The sequence below is a fragment of the Streptomyces sp. NPDC048415 genome (assembly GCF_040651675.1).
Classification (GTDB): Bacteria; Actinomycetota; Actinomycetes; order Streptomycetales; family Streptomycetaceae; genus Streptomyces.
Genome location: NZ_JBEZKJ010000032.1, coordinates 42577 through 60476, shown reverse-complemented (window position 1 = coordinate 60476; position 17900 = coordinate 42577). Strand labels below are relative to the sequence as shown.

Sequence of the window (17900 nt, the reverse complement as noted above, 5' to 3'; positions counted from 1 at the left end):
TTGCTCTCAGTCCTCCAGTTCGGCGAGCCAGTGCAGGGCGCGCAGACCCGGCAGGAAGCAGTACTCGCCGCCGCGGGTGACCACGAAGCTGGGCAGGTTCTGCAGTCGGCGCCGAAGCGGCTTCTCCGGGATGGTGGCGCTGCCGGTTCCGTCGTGATGTCCGGCTACCGGGTCCTTCTCGCCGGGGTAGCCGATGAAGTTGCCGTCGTTGACCCACTCGGCCTTGATGAACTCGAACTGCCGTTCAAGGTGGGCTCCGAGGAAGACTCCGACGAGGCCCCGGTCGACGCCGTCGTCTTCCAGCACCCCCTCGGGCAGCGGCGGGCCGTAGGTGGTGCCGCGGCGGATGAGGCGGTGCATCCGTGCGTCGCCGATGATGGTGGAATCGCGGGGGTTGTTGCGTCGGATGTGCGCACCGGCGGGGCACCGGAAGCCACGATCGTCGTTCTCCCGGTACAGGAAGTTGTTGATGCGGTGCGGATCTGCCGCCAGCTCCGGGTCATCGTGTTCCGGCGTCAGCGTCAGCGGTGCTCCGCTGGGCCAGCGCCCGATCATCTTCGCCGCCAGGAGCGCCTCTTCCTGGGCGCTGGAGGTGTTCGCGCTGAGGTACCGGCGCCAGGCCGCCACATTGGTATGGATCTTGCGCACGGCTGCGTAGGTACCGTTACGTCCCAGCACATCGGGGCTGGGCATGGCCGGCGGATTGCCGGTTTCGTCGGGATAGCCGAGGATGAACTCGCCGGCCTTGATGGGCACTTCCTGCGGGTTGGAGCCGGGCAGGCCGACGCCCTCGATGTTCGGGTGACTGATGCCGTCGCGGAAGCCAAGGGTGGTGCGCCCGGTCGGGAGCTGGTGAACGTCCTGCTGCCAGACCACCTGGACACCGGGCGTGTCCTCGTACGCGACACGGGTCCGCTCCAACTCCTTGTCCAGCTGCGCCGCGTTGGAAGACAGGGCGCTCAACGCGATATGGACATCGCCCGTTCCGAACGGTGCCTCCCAGTGGTCCGGGGCACTCTCACCGACGTCACCGATCAGCTCAGCCCGAGCTGCCATGCCCTCACGAAACGCCCGCGGAAAGCTGTCCAGCGACTCCTGGGGCACCCCCAGGGCCCTCAGGCCCTGGTAGGTGAACGCCACAGCCACCCAGGCATCCTGGCTCAGGTCCACGCTGGGCAGACCGCCGGAAGTCAGCGGGAGCAGTCGCCGCAGCAGGGCGCGCCCGGCATGGCGGTCGTCGACGCGCAGGAGGATGTACTTTCCTTCGTAGGGCACCGGCCGCGGACGCAATGCTCCGCTTTGGATGTCATCGATATCGACGCCCCCGCCGACTGGGCTGCTGCTGTCCGCCGCGTTCATGATCGCTCGTGCCTCCACATCGGTCTCTGACTGGGCAGCCCCGCAGCGACTGGTGCGGCCCGCCGACGCGGTCCACCGATGGTGGGTCGGCTCTGAGGGTCAGCTGTGCCCGGGTTCCCGGCCGAGGCTTCCTCCAGCAGCTTCCGGTAGGCCTAGGCCGAGGCTTCCTCCAACAGCTTTTGGAAGGCCGGCGTGGCCACCAACTCCGCGTTGGCCGGGTTCTCCAGCGCCGCCCGGAACTCAGGCGTGTCCAGCACATCCTGGAACGCCTCGTTCACACGCTGGTCCTTCCAGATCTGCTGAACCGTCAGATCGGGATACGAGCTGACGAAGACCCCCGCGGGCCCCTGCTGGGAAACAAACCAATCCTTTACCCCTGGATCGCTGATGCCAGGGAACCCCTCGGTGTGCGAGAAGACCTTGTCGAAGCGGTCCCCGATTGCCGTCTTGCCGAAGTCGTCGATATAGGTGTCCCAGGAGCCGTCAAAGACGCTGGCGAACATGTGCCGGGTGTCGTTGTCGAACAGCACATGGCGTGCGTCGTGCAGGGTGCCGATCTGGTGCAGCGCCGCACGGGCCTTCACGTCAGCCGACCCACTGGCGAGCGTGGCAAGATCCTCACGCATGGCATCGGCATGACCCGGCTTGATCTTGGTAAAGACGGTGAACTCGCTACACACCCCATCCGTCATGCCCGGGCGATCGGGCTGAGCTGACTGGTTTGAACCTGTCGTCGCAGTCATCGTGGGATTCTCCTGCCACGGATCGGTGCGGGTCACCAAGCGCTCGAATGTGAGGCGCCATCGCCCCCACTCCTCAACCGTGGGCGCACATGCACCGCCTCGCAACTTCGGCCCTGGGGGTGTGGAAAGCAGCCTCGGGTGCCGACTGGCTTGTCCAGTTTCTTGTCCAATTTCGTGAAGGCAGCAGAAGGTCAGGGCTAGATCCTCGCGTGCTGACGGGCTCCTGAGGACAGATCCGCAAAAGCGCAGGAGGATTGAACAGCGCAGGAGGATTTGAACGGGGTGCACCGAGTACGCCGTCTCCACGTTCCACGTTCCCGGGCAGCCGCTTCCGCGTGACCCCGAGAAGCCAGCTGTGTGGCCGCCGCGTAACAGCCCGTCCCTGGGCCCAGGCGCCGTACGCAACAGCCCGCCCCTGGGCCCAGGCGCCGTACCCGCCACACCATGAGCGGGTTTGATTGATGAAGGCGCTCAGCAGTCCGGAAAGTACGGATGGCTGCTGTCCGCTGGGGAGTTCGCCGTTCACAAGCGCAGCCTCCGGGACGGCGACGACCGCACTGGGGCCTTTCTGCAAGCCAGGGGCACGTGCACGACAGGCCCGCGGCTGCCCGCCCGGGCGGGTCGGGTCACCCACTCTCGCGAAGCCTTCCTCGACTCGATCGCCGCCCTGATCCACCTACCCGGAGGTAACCATGGGCAAAGTTCTCGGTGACGTGCTGGGTCTTGCGGCCGGCGTCGCAATCAGCCCGCTCCCGATCATCGCCATCATCCTCATCCTCGCCACGCCTCGGGGACGCCTCAATGGACTGCTGTTCGCAGTCGGCTGGATCCTGGGACTTTCGGCGCTGGGCGCGGTGATGCTGGCGATCGCTTCCCCCGCAGGTGCCTCGGCCCACAATCACCCCGCCACCTGGGTGGGAGCTCTCAAGCTCGCTCTGGGTGTGCTCCTGGTCTTCTTCGGCGCCCGACAGTGGCACCGGCGCCCGAAGGATCCGTCGCAAGCCCAGCTGCCGAAGTGGATGGGTGCCATCGACCGCCTCACGCCGGTCAAGGTCTTCGGACTCGGACTGGCCCTGGCCGCGCTCAACGCCAAGAACGCCCCGCTGACCATCGCCGCGGGCGCCGCGATCGGCTCAGCCGGACTGCCGATCGGGCAGCAGATCGCATCCCTGGCAATCTTCGTCCTCATCGCCACCCTCGGCCTGCTGGCCCCGCTGGGAGTCTTCCTGCTCGGGGGAGAGCGAGCCAAGACCACGCTCGGCAATTGGAAAGACTGGGCGGCCCAGCACAATGTCGCCGTGATGGCGGTCCTGTTCTTCGTTCTCGGGTTGAAACTGCTCGGCGACGGCATCGGCATCCTCACCTCCTGACGGGCTTACCCACGCGTGGCGGTGTGGTCCGATCACAGAACGTGCAACAGAGAACGTGCAACAGAGAAGGTCGACGGAGCGGCTTTGCCGGTGTAGGAGTCCACGAACACGGCGAGCGTGTGGTCGGCGTCTACGCCGTTCACGCCGGACAGCAGCACGCGTGTGGTCGCATCCGGCTTCGGAGACGGCCGGATGGCCGAGATGGTGCCTTCAGGGTGGGTCTTGCGGGCGGCGGCCACCTGTTCGGAGGTGGGCAGCTTGTGGTTGCCGACCGGGACGGTCAGCTCGTGGGCGTTGCGGGGGTCGGAGCACCCGCTGAACCGGGCGATCACGCGTACGCCCAACGAACCGTGCCGGAGGAGCCGTTGCCTGAGGTGAAGGACTTCAGCGCTGTACCCGAGCGGGGCGTACGCGGCCGGGTCGATGGACGACTGGTCGAAGTCCTCGCGCCGGACGACGCGTTGCCCGCGGCCCTGATCGAGGTCGGGGACGTCGTACGGCCCGACAGCTACCGTGCCCTGGACCGGCTGCGGCGCCTCGGTGTGCGGCCGGTGCTCGCCACGGGGGATCGGGAAGCACCGGCGCAGGCAGCGGCGTCGGCCATGGGCATCGATGAGGCGCACCCCCGCTGCACGCCCGAGGACAAGGCCGACCTGGTACGGGACTTGCAGGAACAGGGCTGTCGGGTCGCGGTCATCGGCGACGGCGTGAACGACGCCGCCGCGCTCGCCGGTGCCGACCTGGGCATCGCCATGGGCAGCGACACCGACGTGGCCATCGGAGCGTCCGAGGTGACGCCGGTGCGCGGTGACATCGAGGCCCTGGCTGACGCTGTCCGTCTTGCCCGGCGCGCTGGGCACCATCCGCACCAAGCTCGTGTGGGCGTTCCGCCTCAACCCGGGCCGACCAGCAGCGCTACCCGTGCTACGAGCTTGATCAATCCCGGGTGAAACCCGGCATCCGGCGGCAATCGGCCCGCAGCCCTGCCCGCAGTCACCCCAAGGGACCGAAACGTGCCGCCGAGGCACCGGCGAACCGTCACGAAGGGGGAAGGCTGGATGCCCCTATCGCCCCGTCGGCTGAACCAGCAGCCATAACCCACCGTCACACGCGGAAGGAATGCTGACCGCCACGTTGGCCTCTGTAAGGGGCGACATAGCGCCGCAGGGCGGCAGTTCGCTACCCCCATCTCATGTGGGCTAACCGACACCACGCACAGTGGTGTCGGTTCTCTGATCATTTCGCCCGATTAATCGTGAGGAGATGCCCGATTAATCCTGTTGCGAGAGCGAGGGCGCGCAGGTAAGTCCTCCCGGAGGGAGCGTCAGTTTTCGTACTTTCCTCGCTATGCTCACGCTCCGTGCCTACGGAAAGATCGTTTAACCACATCCGTCGCGGAGCAGGACTGCCGTTGCTGCTCGTGCAGGGGACAGCGGCAACGCATCTCCATTGGGGAGAGCGACTGATGTCGCTGCTCGCCGCTTCGTTCGACGTGGTGGCCTACGACCATCGCGGTGTTGGACACTCGGCGTTGGCGTGCGAGTCCTTCACCGTGGCTGATCTCGCCGACGATGCCGTTGGCCTGCTCGACGAGCTCGGTTGGCCGCGTGCGCACGTCATGGGGGTGTCGATGGGGGGCGTTGTCGCTCAGGAGTTGGCTCTGCGTCATCCGAACCGGGTGGAGAGTCTGCTGCTCGGCTGCACCCACACCGGCGGGGCCGGTTCACCGGCCCTTGCCTCGGATGTACTGGCTTCGGCCATCGTCCACGGCGACAAGCCGGCGACGCTGCGCAACATCTTTCGCGTCGGGGTGAAGGACCCGGAGCGGGTGCGCCGGGGCGCCTGGGATGAGTACCGCGATGCCACTCTGACACTGCCGGTGGACCCGCGGACGACCGCATTGCAGATTGGTGCAGTCGCCCTTCACAGCACCGCTGAGCGACTGCACCGAATCAATGTGCCGACGCACGTCGTACACGGCGACACCGATCGTCTCGTTCCTGTCGAGTCGGGTGAGAAGCTGGCCTCCGCGATCCCCGGCGCCCACTTCACGGTGCTGTCGGCCGGTCACTTTTTCTGGCTGGAACAACCCGAACAGACGGCCAAGTTGGTGGCGCAGACGTGCTCTGCACCATCGCGCGAGGAGGTCCCACTGTGACACATGGCAACTTGTGGCGGATGTTCCTCCGGGTCGCCGGTGCCCACCCCGACCGCGAGGCTTACGTTGGCCCGGAGGGGGCCCTCGACTACCGGCAACTGGCCGACGCCGCAGCCACGTTGGCGGACCGTCTGCGCATGCGGAAGGTCGGTGCGGGTGATCTCGTCGCAGTTGAGATGCCCGTCGGCTCGGGCTTCGTCGTCAGTGTGCTGGCCGCAGTGGCGGTCGGCGCGGCGTATCTCCCGGTCGATGTGTCGGGCCCCGCGAAGCGGCGTGAGCAGATCCTGGAGGACGCCCGGCCCTCGGTCGTTCTTCGGGCCCACGACGATGACCTGCGTGCGGCCCTGTGTCTGCTGGAGACGTCGGCCGCACCCGGATCACCGGGCCCGGAGCGGCACGATCCCTCCACGGAAGACGACGATCCCGCCTACGTCATCTACACCTCCGGTTCCACCGGCAGGCCCAAGGGCGTCGTTGTCCCGGCGCGCGGCGTTCACAACCTGCTCGCCGCGTTCCAGAGCCGCGCGCCGCTGAGCCCAGGAGCGCGGCACAGTTGGTGGACGTCGCCCGGGTTCGATGTCTCCGTGTACGAGATGTGGAGTGCGTTGTCGAACGGTGGGGCCGTGGTGCCTGTGCCGGACTCGCACCGCCGTGACATCGACGCCACGCTCGACTACTTGGCCGAGCAGCACGTCGACTCGGCGTACCTGCCTCCTCAGTTCCTCCCCTCGCTGCGCGACCGGGTCATGAACGGCGGTTCCGCCCCCCGGCTCCGGCGGCTGCTGACCGGCGTTGAGCCGATTCCCATCGGACTCCTGGTCGATCTGGGGTCGTTGATGCCCGAGGTGGTCGTCATCAACGGGTACGGGCCGACCGAGACCACGGTGTGCGCCACCCTGTACACGGTTCCCGACCGATGCGCCGAACCGCAGCAGCGGACCCCGATCGGATCGGTGATCGAAGGCAACCGCGGCTTTGTGCTCGACGATCGCCTCGCTCCGGTCGAGCCGGGACAGCCCGGGGAGCTGTGCGTCGCCGGCCGCGGCCTGGCCCTCGGCTACCTGCACGATCCGAGCCGAACCGCCGAGCGTTTCGTGCCCGCCGCCGACGGCGACGGCCTGATGTACCGGACCGGCGATCTCGTCGCCGCCGACGCCGCGGGCGAGTTGACCTTCCTCGGCAGGATCGACGACCAGCTCAAGATCGACGGCGTCCGCATCGAACCGGCGGAGACGGAGGTCGCGCTCAGGCGGCTCGACGAGATAGCGGACGTCGCCGTGCTCGCCCGCCCGGCCGGTCCCGCCGGACCGCTGGTGCTGACAGCGTTTGTGGTGCTTTCGGATGGTGCCGGCGAAGCCGGCGGCGACTTCTGGGCCGTGATCAGGGCGCGCCTGGCCGAGGAGCTGCCCGCGCAGGCCGTACCCCGGCGCTTCTTCGCGCTGGAACGGATACCCATGACCAGCGACGGCAAGCTCGACCGCGCCGCGCTTCCGCAGCCGGACGACTCGCCGGCGCGCCCGGCCCGCGACGAGTACGAGCGCGCCGTCGAGGACGCCTGCCGCGCGGTGCTGCCCCACACACCGGCTTCGGCACTGGACCTTGGGTTCGCCGAGGTGGGCGGCGACTCGCTGCAGGCGGCGCGGCTGTCCATCGCGCTGCGCTCGGCCACCGGCCGAACCGTTTCAGCCGTCCACGTTCTCGAAGCGGAGACCTTGGCCGACCTGGCGGCGAAGATATCGGCGATGCCCGTCGACGACGCGTCGGACGACGAGGAGACGGGACGGAACCCGGCGCCCGTGACTCCGGGCCAGGCCGGGATGTGGGCAGCTGAGCTGGTCGACGCTGCTCCCGGCGCCTTCCACGAGTCCGTGGCACTGGAGCTGACCGGAGCCGTGGACCCCGACCGGACGGCGCAGGAGCTGACAGCCGTACTCAACCGGCATTCCGTCTTCCGCGGACGTATCGACGAGACCGGCGCGCTCTTCGTGACCGACGGCGAACCGATCTCCGTCGAGGTGCGGTCCACGGTGCCCGGGGAGAGCCTCGACGATGCCTGGCAGCAGTTGCTTGCCGACCTGCAGCGCCCGGCCTTCGACGTCACACAGGCCCCGCTCGTCCGCGCCGCCGTGCTCACCACACCGGACTCGGTCCGCGTGCTGCTCGTCTGGCACCATCTCGTGATCGACGCATGGAGCGCTCGGGTCGTGCTCGAGGAGCTCGCGGCCGCGCTGAGCGGCAAGGCCCCTCGCCTCCCGGAGGAACACGGCCATGCCGACTACGCGCATAGACAGCGGCGTTACCTCGATTCCACGGAGGGCAAGCTGGCCGTGCGCGCTGCGGCCGACCGGGTAAGCGCCTGGCTGCCGCCGCAAGGCGGGCAGGAGAGCGGTCCGGTACAGAGCTCGTGCAGTATCACGGAACTGGCGGTTGGCCCAGGTGTCTGGTCCCGGGTGCGCGAGTGCGCGCGGCGCAACGGCACGACGGTGTTCGCGGTCACCCTGGCTGCCGTACTGGAGCCGGCGTGTCAACTCGCCGAGACCGACGGGCGGTTCGCTGTCGCCGCAGCAGACCGCGACGAAACCGCCGACGCCGACGCCGCGGGATACTTCCTCACGACCGTTCCCTTCGGCCCGGCTCCCGGAGACGGCCGCGACACACCTGGCCCGGAAGGCGCGCTGCGTCGCGCCCGCGAGGTGATCGCCGAGGCGCGCGAGTTGTCGAGAGTGCCTTTCCCGGCGCTGATGGCCGAACTGGGCCGGCGCGACACCCGATCCCTCGCGCCACTGGTTCTCGCGTGGGACCGCGATCCGGCCACCACGCTTTCCATCCCGGGTTGCACGGTGCGGTCCCTGCCCGTGAGCCCTCTGGGAGCGCGCTGGCCGTGGACCGTTCTGCTCACCGACCGTGGGGATCTCGGAATGTCCGGACGGATCGAGTTCCCGCCGTGGGTGCCCGGTGACCGGGTGGCGCGATTCAGCGCGGAATTGGAGTCCATGCTGGACGATTTCGCTTCCTCGGTATGAGGAACGCGCGACTCGACAGCATGGCGACCGTGTCCTTCGGGGGAGGAACACTGCGTACACAACGCACCGAACAGGGTGTGAACACGGGAGAGGTTGATTCAGTCGAGCTCTACCGGCTGATGATCCGTGTACAGGACCTGGAACTGTCCGAGGCAGCGGACATGCTGGGCTGGAGCGAGGGGCGCACCGCGGCGGCCGCCGAGTGGCTCAGCAGATACGAGCTGCTGGTCCCTCTGCTCGGAGAGGGGAGCGCCTTCGGCGTCTCCACTCCCCGTAGCGCGGTCTCCCGGCTGATGGCCCCACTGGACCAGCAGTTCGAACACCTCGAACGCGAGGCGGAACGGCTCCGCGCCGACCTGGGGCGCTATCAGGTCACGTACAGCGAGGCCATCCATGAAGCCGAGGACAGGAACGAGATCAGCACGATCCTCGGACTCGACGCCATCAACGCCGAGTTGGAGAGCGCGGCCGCGCGCTGCACGGAGGAAGTGCTCACCGTGCAGCCCGGTGGCGGCCGCAAGGCCGAGAGCCTGGCCGCGTCCTGGGAGCACACCCGCGCCATGCTGGAGCGCGGTGTCCAGATGCGCACCATCTACCAGCACTCCGCCCGCTTCCATTCAGCCACCCGGCAGTACGTCAAGCAGGTCTCCACGCACGGCGGGGCCGTGCGCAGCGTCGACGAGTGCACCGATCGGCTGATCATTTTCGATCGCGAGGTCGCCTTCATCCCGGCCCGCAGTGACCGTCAGATCGCGCTCGCCATCCATCAGCCGGCCGTCGTCGAGTTCCTCGTCTCGGTCTTCGAACGGTTCTGGAACGACGCGACACCGTTCTCGGCCCACAACCGGGCGCCCGAAGTGAAGACCCTGCTGTCCGGCGTTCGCATGTCCATCATCAAACTGCTCGCCGACGGGGAGACCGACAACGCCATCGCCCGCCGCTTGGGGGTGAGCGTGCGGACCTGCCGTGGCCATATCGCCAAGATCTATGAGGATTTCGGCGCGCGCAGCCGCTGCCAACTGGGAGTGCTGATTGCCGCCTCGGGGGTCCTGGACGCCGACGACGAAGAGGGGGACGCCGACGTCGATGGCTGACCCGGCGGGTTCAGGCCGGCCTCCCGGTGGGGAGGCCGAGGCGGTCGGCGAGGCCCGAGGTGTCACGCACCACGTACGTCGCCCGGCTCAGACGGTCGGCCGGAGTCAGGGTGGCGAAGCCGATGCTGGTCATGCCGGCGGCCACCGCGGCGTCGACTCCCGGCACGCTGTCCTCGATCACCACGGCGTGGGCGGGGTCGACGCCCATGCGCACGGCGGCGTGCAGGAAGAGGTCCGGGGCGGGCTTTCCCCGCAGGACGTCGCTCGCCGAATACACGCGGTGCCCGAAGTGGGGGGCGAGCCCGGTGACCGTCAGGGCGAGGTCGAGACGGTCTCGTGGTGAACTCGACGCGACGCAGAACGGGGTTCCGCGCTCACCCAGGGCGGCAAGGACGTCCTGTATGCCGGGGACGGGGCACAATTCCCGCTCGAACGCCGCCTTCAGCCGCTCCTGATAGCGCTGCGCGAAGTCGGCCGGGATCTCGCGTCCCGTCTCCGCGCGGACCAGGGCCCGCACACGGTCCAGGGTGCCGCCCATGTAGCGGCGGATGCTGACTTCGAAGGTGGTGGGGAACCCGGATTCGGTGAGCAGGGCGGCGAGCACCCGGTTGGCGATCGGCTCCGAGTCGACCAGCACGCCGTCGTTGTCGAAGATCACCAGCTCCGCGTCGGCGGGGTCCCGCGACAGTGTCGCGACAGGCGGGGGCGGCGCCCAGCCGGGATACGGATTCCCGTGCAGACGGGAGTTGTCGAAGCGGAGGTCCGTGGTGACCTCCTCGGCGATCCATGGGGGCAGGTCGGTGACGGCCTGGGCGTCGTCCGCCTCGAGTTCGGCGAGGACGAGGCCCGCGTTGGAGCCGTAGAACTCGTCCACGGTCCAGCCGTAGTACGGCCCGCCGAGGTAGTGCCGTACCTTCTCCACGAGCGGTTGCGGACACAGCCGCGCGAGGATCTCCCCGGCGTCGTCGAGGGGTACGGGGTACTCGAACTCGGGCCTGAGCGCGCCCTCGCGGGCGCCCTTGATGGTGAAGTGCGCGGACTGCCCGTCGGTGATCCGCACCCGCACGGCCCGGTCGGGATCGTCGGACAGATAGCCCTGGCGGATCTCCCGTGTCCGGACCACCGCCTCGCGCCAGCCGCGTCGCACCAAGAACTTGCGTTCCGTCTCCAATCCCATTAGGTGAGCCCGTTCAGTGCGGTGTCGAAGACCTCGGCGAACACGTCGAGTTCGCTCTCCCGGATGACCAGAGGCGGATGCACGTTGATGACGTCGGGTGCCATGCCGGTGGTGGCGACGAGGACCCCGGCCTTGGGGTGTGCCGAGCGGAAGAGGTGACGCAGCCGGCCGGCGTGCGGTCCGCCCAGGACGATACGAGCCGTGCCGCCCATGGCATCGACCTCGCGGACCAGGGCGGGGTGACGCTCCGCGACGGCGGTCAGCCGTTCCCGCATCGATTCCTCCAGCTGGAGGATGTCCTTGTCTACCGTCGTCCACTGCTCCCAGCGGTCCAGCACCGTGTCCACGACGGCCAGCGCGCTCGGGATGCCGATGTACGTGGAGGAGTGGCTGCCGGGCCGGTACTGGTCGGGACTGCCCAAGGGCTCGCGCGACCAGACCATGCTCAGCGCCGCACCGCCGTTGGTCAGGCCCTTGCTGGTCACCACGACGTCCGGAGTGATGCCGGCTCGCTGGAAGCCCCAGCGCGGTCCGACCCGGTGCATGCCGGTGAAGATCTCGTCTGCGATGACCACCGCGCCCTGCTCCCGAGCGTGGTCCACGGCGGAGCGCAGCAACTCGTGCTCGGGCTCCACCATGCCGCCGACGTTCTGTACGGACTCGAAGACGAACGCCGAGACCTTGCGCCGGAAGCCGTTGCCACCGACCCCGGTCAGCTCGGATCCCCAGCGGGCGACGGCCTCGCGGCAGCCGGTCGTACACGAGCCGCTGGCGGGGGAGTGCGGACACCGCCGGCAGTCCGGGCTGGGCAGCCGGACCACCTCGAGACCCCACGCGGCGAGCAGTTCGCGGTAGCGGGGGCTCGAACTGAGCATGCTCGTCACTCCGGAGCGGCCGTGGAAGGCCCCTTCGAAGACGACGACCGTGCCGGGCCCGTTGGCCGCGAAGGCTATGCGCAGCGCTGTCTCCATCGCTTGCGCGCCGCCGAGGTCCAGTTCCACGCGCCCGGGTGTGCCGAGGGCGCCCGAGACGAGTCGCTCCAGTCGGGACAGCACCTTCAGCCGCAGTTCGGACTCGCAGAAGGAGGGCAGAGCCGGCAGCTGCTCGCAGCGCGCCAGCGCCTCGCGCAGCAGTTCGGCGTCGTAGCCCCAGGCGACGGTGCCGTTGGCGGCTTCCGCGTCCAGGTACCGGCGTCCGTCGGCGGCGGTCAGCCAGCAGCCCTCGCCCGAGACGAACCGGGGCACCTCGGGCTCGCGGTAGACGAGGTTGCCCGCCCCGGCGAAGGCGGGAACGCGGGCTGAGATCTCGGGTCCGGTCATGCTGATGCTTCCTCGGTCATCCGCCGGCCGCCCAACGGCGTCGGCTGTCCGTCCACCAGGACGACGCGGCTGCCGTCAGGGTGTGTGCTGTCGCTGAGAGCGAGCCGCCCGGCCGCGAACGCTCGCACGGTCCACTGCAGGCAGGGGCGGTCGCTGCGGCTCTTCTGCTCCAACTCCTGCTGCCAGGCGTCCTCCGAGGTCGGCCGCCTTTCCCCCACGGGCACCTCCGGTCCCATGGCCAGCACCGCGCCGCCGTCCTGGGTCGGGTTGACCAGGAAGCAGGAGGTGCGCGTGGTGGGACGGCCCGCCGCCATGGCGAGCCGTACGGGGTCCCTGCCGATGAACTCCCGTGCGTCCTGGTCGGACAGGACCGAGAGGTCGGCCGGGTGCTGGTTGATCATGCGGCCCTGATAGCGCTCCAGGAGCCGGCCCTCGATCCAGCGGTGGTAGGCGAGGACTATCAGGTCCAGTTCGCCGTTGCGCCGCTCCCATTCGGCCAGTCGTGAGTCCAGACCGTCGTGCCACTCCCGGGCCCGGGCCCGGTAACGCGCGCGGGCCTCTGGGTCGGCCGCGGCCGACGCGGTGCCACAGTGGCGGTCGAAGTCGCCGGTCCACGCCTCGACGCCGGCCCGGCGTGCCACGTCCAGGGCCTTGACCCGCTCCCCGTGCGAGGCGACCAGACAGACCTGGAACTCCTCCGGGTGCGCGTCCTGCATGCCGAGCAGTGTGCTGAGGTTGGCGCCGGTCGCGGAGACCAGGACACCGATGCGCAACGGTCCGAAGACGGAGCGGCGGCTCAAGGGGACATGGGTACCGGTGGCGGGTGGAAGTACGGACAAGGGCGGTCTCTTCTCTCGGATTCTTCGACGCCGTGCGACAGCCGGATATGCGTTCTTCCACTGTGCGGTGCGGCGGTATGCCGGTCCATCACGGTCCGGCCCAGTTTGCTGAACTGCAGGAAGCTGAGGGACGGCATGCGTTCGCCAGCCATGCGTCGGACTGCGTTCATGTTCATGCAATGCATGGAGATGATGTCCGCGAGGCTGGAGTTCAGCGAGGGCCGGGAGCGAGTCTTGCGAAGCCGCCACAAGCGGCGTTCAGTCGGTTAGTAACGGTGGGAGAAAACAGATGCCCTCGCGCTCGCTCAAACGGTCCCGTTCCGCGCTCTTCACGTCGGAGTACGACATTCGCTGGGACCTGATCGTCCTCCTTCGCGTCGCTCAGCCCAAGCTCGGCTGAGAAGCGGCACGTTGACTGACATCGCGGGCTATACGGCGCTGGCCTGCCTGGTGGTGGTCGTCCCCGGAGCCGACACGCTCGTCGTGGTGCGCAACACCCTGAGCGGCGGCTCCGGGAGTGCTGTCCGGACCACGACCGGCGTCTGTACGGGGCTGGCAGCGTGGGCCCTGCTGTCCTCGGCGGGACTCGCGGCCGCCGTCGCCGCCTCTCCGACGCTCTTCGCCGTGCTCAGAGTGGCCGGCGCCGTCTATCTCGTCCTGCTCGGGGCGCAGGCGATCATCGCCGGGTCCCGGGTGGCGGAGCCCGAGCTGCCCGCCGGCCGGGACTGGCGGCAGGGCGCGCTGACGAACCTGGGAAACCCCAAAGTCGGCGTTTTCTACACGTCCCTGCTCCCTCAGTTCCTGCCCTCCCACGGGTCGACGCTCGGAGCCGCCGCGCTGCTGGCGTCGATTCACATTGCCCTGAGTTTCCTGTCGCTGCTCGCCTATGGCGTTCTCGCGGCGCGCATGGGCCACATCTTCCGCGAGGAGAGATGGCGAAAGGTCCTGGAGAGGTGCGCGGGGACCGCTTTGTGCGCTGTCGGACTGTGGCTGATGGTGTCCGCGGTGGCAGGCACTTGACACGGCCCGAGGCCGCCTCGAGGCGATCGGTGCCGAGGTCCTGCCCGGCGAGCCCGTCCTCGTCCAGCTGCTCCAGGTGGTCGTCTTCGAGACGCTGGTCACCTCGATCCTCAAGGACATACCGAAGGACCCCTCCGTGGTCGGCACCGTCCGCGAGATCGTCCGTGACCACGCCGAGGACGAAGGGCGCCACCACGCGTACTTCGCCGCGTTCTTCAAGGAGCTCTGCCAGGGCACGCCGGCGCTGCGCGTACGTGCCGCGCGCTGCCTGCCGGAGCTGGTGAGCCGCAGCCTCACGCCCGACCTGGTGCCGGTGCGCGGCTCGCTCGGCGCTGAGGGCTGGACGACGCGGCCGTGCGCGAGATCGTCGCCGACTGCTACGCCCCGAGCGACTGCGGGGCGGCGTCCGGGCTTCCGCACGGCACACCTTTCACTTGTTCGAATCTGTCGGAGTACTGAACGTGGCCGGGGCTCGGGACGCCTTCACGTCCGCGGGTTGCTCTGACGACGTCTATGAGGAGATGTGAGATGGCTGCAACAGGCCGATCCCTGCTGGGACTGCCTGAGCACGGTTCGGAGCTGGGGATCTTCTCCCTGGCCGACCTCGAGGACAAGGACCTCGACCAACTGGTGTGCCGGTCCCGTGCGTTCTTCGCCGACCGGACGGATCACGACGAGCCGTTGCGGGGGAAGATCGCGGGCATCCTGTTCACCAAGACGTCCACCCGCACCCGTACGGCCTTCACCACCGCCGCGCTGCGCCTCGGCGGCCAGGTCATCAGCTACGGCCCGCACGACCTCCAGCTGGAGACGGGCGAGTCCGTGGAGGACACCGGCCGCGTCTTCGGTCGTATGCTCGACATTCTGGTCGCGCGCACCGCGGGGCCCGTGGCCCAGTTGAAGACCCTCTCCCGGGTCGGCGGCCTCCCCGTGGTGAACGCCATGGGCCTGGAGGAGCACCCCACCCAGGGAATCTGCGACCTCGCGACCATGAGCCTGCACTTCGGCGCCCTGGACGGCATCAAGGTGCTGTATGTCGGTGAGGGCAACAACAGCGCCGTGGCGCTGGCGCACGGCCTGGCCCACTGCACCGGGATCGAGCTGACCCTGCTCACCCCGCCCGGCTACGGCGTGCCCGAGGCCGAAGTGGCCCGCGCCCGCGTCCGGGCCGCCGAACGCGGCTCCTCGATACGGCAGGTCCACGCGCTCGACGAGGCCCCCGACGCCGTCGACGTCGTGTACACGACCCGCTGGCAGACCACCGGGACGTCGAAGCCCAACGCGAACTGGCGCGAGGAATTCCGCTACTTGCACATCGACGCGGCATTCATGAGCCGCTGGCCGGATGCCGTGCTCATGCACGACCTGCCGGCCCATCGCGGTGACGAGATCTCCTCAGAGGTGCTGGAGGGCGACCGGTCGCTCGCCTGGACCCAGGCGGAGATGAAGCTCACCAGCGCCATGGCGGTTCTGGAGGCTCTGGTACAGCCGCGCCAGGCAAGCCAGTGATCAAGGATTCCGTTTGCGACCTTGTCACCGACGACGTCTTCCTGAGGTTTGGCGACGTCCTCCCGGGGAGCGAGCTGTATCTCAAGATCGAGGGACTGAATCCGGCCGGCTCCGTGAAGCTCAAGACGGCAGTCGGGCTGATCGAGGACGCCGAGCGGCGCGGGCTGCTGACTCCGGGCGGACGCGTCGTCGAGTCCTCGTCGGGGAACCTGGGCGTCGCCCTGGCCATGGTCTGCGCCGCGAAGGGCTACGCCTTCAGCTGCGTGACCGACGTCAACGCCGCACCGCACAACGTGGCGTTGATGCGTGCCCTTGGCGCGTCCGTCGCGGTGGTGGACCAGCGGGACGCGAACGGGGGCTTCCTGGGCATGCGCATCGCCCACATCGAGCGCATGCTGGCGGACGATCCCCTGCTGGTGTGGCCGAATCAGTACGCCAACCCCGCCAACCCGAGGGTCCACGAAACCCGTACAGCCGCATCCATTCTCGCCGAGATAGAGAACGTGGACTTCCTGTTCGTGGGCGCGGGCACGACCGGCACCCTGACCGGCTGTGCCACGTACTTCCGTGAGGTCTCGCCGCATACCAGGATCATCGCCGTCGACACGCTCGGCTCGGTCACCTTCGGCACCCCTGCGGGCCCCCGGCACATTCCCGGTCTGGGCACCAGCCGCCCACCTGAGATCTGCCGCCCCGACCTGGTCGACGAGGTCATGCTGATCGAGGAGACCGAGGCGGTGCGCACCTGCCGGATGCTCGCCCGGAGGCACGGTCTGCTGGCCGGCGGCTCGACCGGCTCGGTGTTCACGGCGGTGTACCGGGCCGCGCCCGAGATCCCCCCCGGCTCCCGGGTGGTGGCCATCGCACCGGACATGGGCGAGCGCTATCTCGACACCGTGTACGACGACGACTGGGCCGCCGCTCGTTTCGGCATCGACCCCACTCATCCTGTCGACGCGCTGACACGCCGGCAGAGCCCCGAGAAGGAGACACCTTGTTCGCGTTTGATGTAGTCAGCGGAAGGGCGGCTCGCGAGGTCATCTCCGAGTCACGGCAGGACATCCTCGACGTCGTGAAAGAGGCGTACCTGGCCCACGAGTCGGGGCAGTCGATCAACCCCAACAGCTACTTCCTGCGGTTCCCCGAGAAGCCCTCGGCACGGATCATCGCGCTGCCCGCGTACCTCGGGGGCGATCACGACGTGGCTGGCATCAAGTGGATCGCGAGCTTCCCGGACAACGTCGCACGCAACGTTCCCCGGGCCTCCGCCGTGCTCCTGCTGAACGACTACGCCACCGGGTATCCGTTCGCCTGCCTGGAGGCGTCCCAGATCAGCGCCGCCCGCACGGCGGCCTCCTGCGTCCTGGGCGCCTCGACCCTGCACGGGTCCACCCGCGCGCACCGGATCGCCGTCGTGGGCGCCGGTGTGATCGCGCGCAACATCCTGGAGTTCTTCACCGCCGGGCAGTGGGAGATCGGCGAGTTCGCGGTGTACGACCAGGTGTCCGGCTACGCGGATGAGCTGGTGTCGTACTCCCGCGAGACGCTGGGGGTCGCGGCGACCACGGCGGACAGCCTGGAGTCCGCGGTGCGCGGCGCGGACGTGGTCGTGCTGGCGACGACGGCTGCCACCCCGTACATCAGCGGCCTCGACGTCTTCTCCGCCCATCAGACGGTGCTGAACATCTCGCTGCGCGACATCGCCCCCGAGATCGTCCTGGCGTCGCACAACGTGGTCGACGACATCGACCACTGCCTGACCGCCCAGACCTCCCCACACCTGGCTGAACAGGCCTGCGGTCACCGCGACTTCATCGACGGGACGCTGGCCCAGGCCGTGCTCGGCAAGCTGGAGTTCGACGACAGCAAGCCGCGGATCTTCTCCCCCTTCGGGCTGGGCATCCTCGATCTGGCCGTCGGCTCCTTCATCTACCGGCGCGCGGTGGAGTCGGGGCGTACGACCCCGATCGACGGGTTCTTCGCGGAGACCGAGCGCTGGCAGAAGAAGTGAACCCCGCAGTCCACGATCCCGGGGCCCGGGAGCCCGGCAACGGGAGCCCGGGCCGCACTTCAGCCCGCTGCTGTCCGCGATCCTGATGATCCGCCGAACAGCGGCTGACGTACTGCCCGGGCAGTCACCCGGCCGCCGGCGGGGCTGCACGGCCTGGAGACCGAACGACGCCGATCCACGACGTCCAAGTCGCCACGCGTCCGGCGACGGTGCCTCACTCGGAGGCGGTACGGCCGCCGCGCCCGCCGGCGCCCCATCGGCGCCGGACGGGACACCCG

The 17900-nt window shown here is 68.9% G+C and carries 14 protein-coding genes and 2 pseudogenes; 10 read left to right on the top strand and 6 right to left on the bottom strand.

Annotation, left to right across the window (positions count from 1 at the left end; genetic code table 11):
* Positions 1-6: 6 nt before the first annotated feature.
* Positions 7-1275, bottom strand: coding sequence for a Dyp-type peroxidase (locus tag AB0D27_RS21840; protein WP_362511167.1), 1269 nt, complete (start codon positions 1273-1275; stop codon positions 7-9).
* 236 nt (positions 1276-1511) lie between these two features.
* Complete coding sequence (locus tag AB0D27_RS21835) at positions 1512-2138, bottom strand: hypothetical protein (RefSeq protein WP_362511227.1); 627 nt, start codon at positions 2136-2138, stop codon at positions 1512-1514.
* Positions 2139-2794: 656 nt separating this feature from the next.
* Here AB0D27_RS21835 and AB0D27_RS21830 point away from each other — a divergent pair.
* A complete protein-coding gene (locus AB0D27_RS21830) occupies positions 2795-3472 on the top strand; it encodes a GAP family protein (RefSeq protein WP_362511164.1) in 678 nt (225 codons plus the stop codon).
* 83 nt (positions 3473-3555) lie between these two features.
* Here the strand turns inward: AB0D27_RS21830 and AB0D27_RS21825 are convergent.
* A pseudogene (locus AB0D27_RS21825) lies at positions 3556-3765 on the bottom strand (PepSY domain-containing protein); the annotation flags it as partial.
* Between the two features lie 7 nt (positions 3766-3772).
* On the opposite strand from AB0D27_RS21825, the pseudogene AB0D27_RS21820 reads away from it, so the two are divergent.
* From AB0D27_RS21820 to AB0D27_RS21805, 4 genes and pseudogenes are all read left to right on the top strand, one after another.
* Positions 3773-4360, top strand: a pseudogene (locus AB0D27_RS21820) (HAD-IC family P-type ATPase); the annotation flags it as partial.
* Between the two features lie 472 nt (positions 4361-4832).
* Positions 4833-5630, top strand: a complete 798-nt coding sequence (locus tag AB0D27_RS21815) for an alpha/beta fold hydrolase (protein ID WP_362511162.1) — start codon at positions 4833-4835, stop codon at positions 5628-5630.
* A complete protein-coding gene (locus AB0D27_RS21810) occupies positions 5627-8653 on the top strand; it encodes an amino acid adenylation domain-containing protein (RefSeq protein WP_362511159.1) in 3027 nt (1008 codons plus the stop codon). Before AB0D27_RS21815 ends, AB0D27_RS21810 begins: the two co-directional genes overlap by 4 nt.
* Complete coding sequence (locus AB0D27_RS21805) at positions 8650-9747, top strand: helix-turn-helix transcriptional regulator (RefSeq protein ID WP_362511156.1); 1098 nt, start codon at positions 8650-8652, stop codon at positions 9745-9747. The genes AB0D27_RS21810 and AB0D27_RS21805 overlap by 4 nt, the downstream gene beginning before the upstream one ends.
* Positions 9748-9757: 10 nt before the next feature.
* Here AB0D27_RS21805 and AB0D27_RS21800 read toward each other — a convergent pair whose 3' ends face one another.
* Genes AB0D27_RS21800 through AB0D27_RS21790 form a run of 3 tightly spaced genes read right to left on the bottom strand, consistent with a single transcriptional unit; the run spans position 9758 to position 13043 of the window.
* On the bottom strand, positions 9758-10918 hold the full coding sequence (locus tag AB0D27_RS21800; RefSeq protein ID WP_362511153.1) for an HAD-IA family hydrolase: 1161 nt from the start codon (positions 10916-10918) through the stop codon (positions 9758-9760).
* Positions 10919-10923: 5 nt separating this feature from the next.
* The gene (locus AB0D27_RS21795) at positions 10924-12243 is read right to left on the bottom strand and encodes an aminotransferase class III-fold pyridoxal phosphate-dependent enzyme (RefSeq protein WP_362511150.1); all 1320 of its coding nucleotides are present in this window, start codon (positions 12241-12243) and stop codon (positions 10924-10926) included.
* A complete protein-coding gene (locus AB0D27_RS21790; RefSeq protein ID WP_362511147.1) occupies positions 12240-13043 on the bottom strand; it encodes a formyltransferase family protein in 804 nt (267 codons plus the stop codon). The genes AB0D27_RS21795 and AB0D27_RS21790 overlap by 4 nt, the downstream gene beginning before the upstream one ends.
* A gap of 450 nt (positions 13044-13493) precedes the next feature.
* On the opposite strand from AB0D27_RS21790, the gene AB0D27_RS21785 reads away from it, so the two are divergent.
* The 5 genes from AB0D27_RS21785 to sbnB are packed head-to-tail and all read left to right on the top strand — an operon-like array spanning position 13494 to position 17622.
* Positions 13494-14102 (top strand): LysE family translocator, encoded by a 609-nt coding sequence (locus tag AB0D27_RS21785; RefSeq protein WP_362511144.1) that lies wholly within the window; start codon positions 13494-13496, stop codon positions 14100-14102.
* A 25-nt stretch (positions 14103-14127) separates the two neighbouring features.
* Entirely contained in the window at positions 14128-14607 is a 480-nt protein-coding gene (locus AB0D27_RS21780; RefSeq protein ID WP_362511225.1) for a diiron oxygenase, read from the top strand.
* A gap of 23 nt (positions 14608-14630) precedes the next feature.
* Positions 14631-15611 carry an ornithine carbamoyltransferase gene (locus tag AB0D27_RS21775; RefSeq protein ID WP_362511141.1) on the top strand — a complete coding sequence of 327 codons (981 nt, stop codon included), beginning with the start codon at positions 14631-14633 and terminating at the stop codon, positions 15609-15611.
* Positions 15608-16624 (top strand): 2,3-diaminopropionate biosynthesis protein SbnA, encoded by a 1017-nt coding sequence (gene sbnA / locus AB0D27_RS21770; RefSeq protein ID WP_362511138.1) that lies wholly within the window; start codon positions 15608-15610, stop codon positions 16622-16624. Before AB0D27_RS21775 ends, sbnA begins: the two co-directional genes overlap by 4 nt.
* Complete coding sequence (gene sbnB, locus AB0D27_RS21765; RefSeq protein WP_362511135.1) at positions 16606-17622, top strand: 2,3-diaminopropionate biosynthesis protein SbnB; 1017 nt, start codon at positions 16606-16608, stop codon at positions 17620-17622. Before sbnA ends, sbnB begins: the two co-directional genes overlap by 19 nt.
* The last annotated feature ends 278 nt before the right edge of the window (positions 17623-17900 follow it).